At 40.1% G+C, this 279-nt stretch carries 1 rRNA gene; it reads right to left on the bottom strand.

From position 1 onward, the window contains the following. Positions 1 to 197 precede the first annotated feature (197 nt). A 16S ribosomal RNA gene (locus FHC49_RS04530) occupies positions 198 to 279 on the bottom strand; the annotation flags it as partial.

Here is a 279-nt window from a genome sequence, read left to right as displayed (position 1 = left end):
CTGCAAAAATTTGAGAGACTCAAACACACCTCAGTCTGTTCTTATTACGGAGAACAGAGTTCAGTGTGCTGTTTCAATTTTCAGCTTGATCCAGATTTTTAAAGAGCAAAACTTCTTAATGCACTCGAAAGTACATTCAGAAGTTCATCATTTATCAGACAATTTGTGTGAGCACTTCAAAGAACGTTTCTTTAAGGTAAGGAGGTGATCCAACCGCAGGTTCCCCTACGGTTACCTTGTTACGACTTCACCCCAGTCATGAATCACAAAGTGGTAAGC

This window comes from Kluyvera sp. EC_51 (assembly GCF_019584505.1).
Lineage (GTDB): Bacteria > Pseudomonadota > Gammaproteobacteria > Enterobacterales > Enterobacteriaceae > Kluyvera > Kluyvera sichuanensis.
Note: the sequence above shows the minus strand (reverse complement) of the source record. Positions and strands in the feature narration are given on the sequence as shown.